At 70.2% G+C, this 1,464-nt stretch carries 1 protein-coding gene and 2 pseudogenes; all 3 read left to right on the forward strand.

What is annotated here, in order from left to right; translation table 11 throughout:
* A pseudogene (locus tag ACXAID_RS28065) lies at nucleotides 1-205 on the forward strand (PPE domain-containing protein); the annotation flags it as partial.
* Entirely contained in the window at nucleotides 202-561 is a 360-nt protein-coding gene (locus ACXAID_RS28070; protein ID WP_475025432.1) for a YbaB/EbfC family nucleoid-associated protein, read from the forward strand. The pseudogene ACXAID_RS28065 and the gene ACXAID_RS28070, both read left to right, overlap by 4 nt.
* 40 nt (nucleotides 562-601) lie before the next feature.
* Nucleotides 602-1,464: pseudogene (locus tag ACXAID_RS28075) on the forward strand (secretion protein EspK); the annotation flags it as partial.

A 1,464-nucleotide genomic window follows, 5' to 3' on the forward strand; every position in this document is an offset into this window, starting at 1 on the left:
GCCGCCGGGCGGGGCCGTGGGCGGGCCGATGGGCGCACCAATGGGCGGCGCCCCCGGCGCTGGCGGTGCCCAGGGCCAGGAGCACAAACCCAAGCACGGCACGTTCGAAGAACAACCGCTCTACCGCGAAAAACGGCCCTGGACCGAAGCCGTGATCGGAAATCGGCGGCGCAAAGACGCCTCGGAGAAGAAGGAAACACCATGACCGCCATGTTCGGCAACGGCCCGTTCCCCCGGATCGACACGATCCTCAAAGATATGGAACGGCTCATGTCTGTGATGGATGCATACGGCCATCACACCGACACCCAGACATTCACCGGCACCGACGAGGACGCCACCGTCCAGGCCACCCTGGACGGACGCGGATTCCTCACCGACCTGTACATCGAGGACGGTCTGCTGCGCCTCGGTGAGCAGACCGTCGAAGACCGGATCAACGACGCGTTGGCCAATGCGCGAGCCGCCGCGGAATCCGGAATTGCCGCGCAGCAGGCGGTCGTCGTCGACAAGTTGGCCGACTTCGCCGGGGCGTTGATGAATCAGTTCCAGCCGCGCTGACACCTGACAGAGCGCTCCGAGTAGAGGCGAGGAGAACACGATGGGTACCGCCAGGCCGACCGGGCGCTACGCCGACGAGATGGTCGCCGAGGGCGCCTGGCCCGCGGTCGACGAGGCCGCCCTGTACGAGCGGGCACACGAGTTCACCGCGGTGCTACGGCAACTGACCGCGGCGCTCGACGCCTGCCGGCACCGCCACGTCCAGGTCTTCGACGGTGGCGTATGGACCGGCGGGGCCGCCGACGCCGCCAACGAACGACTCTGGGGCACAATCGAACAACTGACCGCGCTACAGCATGGTGTCGCGACCGTCATCACCGGCCACCACCGGATCGCGGGTTCGATCGAGTCCGCCAAATCGACCATTGCCGACAACGTCGATGCCGCGCAGCGCCGCATCGTCGTGCTCGAACACCGCCCGGGACTCGAACCCGACGAACGCGCCGCGGCAATCCAGAACGTCGTCGAGGCCACCCAGCAGGCCAACGTCGGCGTCGTCGCCACCACCGCCGACCTGGTCGCGGCGACCTCGGACTGGGCGCCGCCCGCGGGGACGGTCGACGAACTGCTCGACCAGCAGGTGCCGCCGCCGGAGCTGCCCGAGGTACCCGCAGAACAGCCCCCCGCGGATGCTCCTGCCGACGGGGCACCGGCCCCACCGGCGGATACCCCCACACCGGTGCCGCCCGCGACGCCTCCGGCTGGGGCCACCCCGGTGCGCAATCCCGGCGCTTCAGGGCCCGTCGGCTCGGCGACTCCGAAGCCGAAGGCGGACCCAACACCGGTACCGACCCGTTCACCCGTGCTGGAACCGGACGAACCCACCGTCACCCCGGCCGCGTCGGCCCCGTCCGCCCCGGCGACCCCGGCCGCGGCGACAGCATCGGGGAGCCGGGGCATGGC

It is taken from the genome of Mycobacterium sp. ABE4_509, from assembly GCF_056160785.1.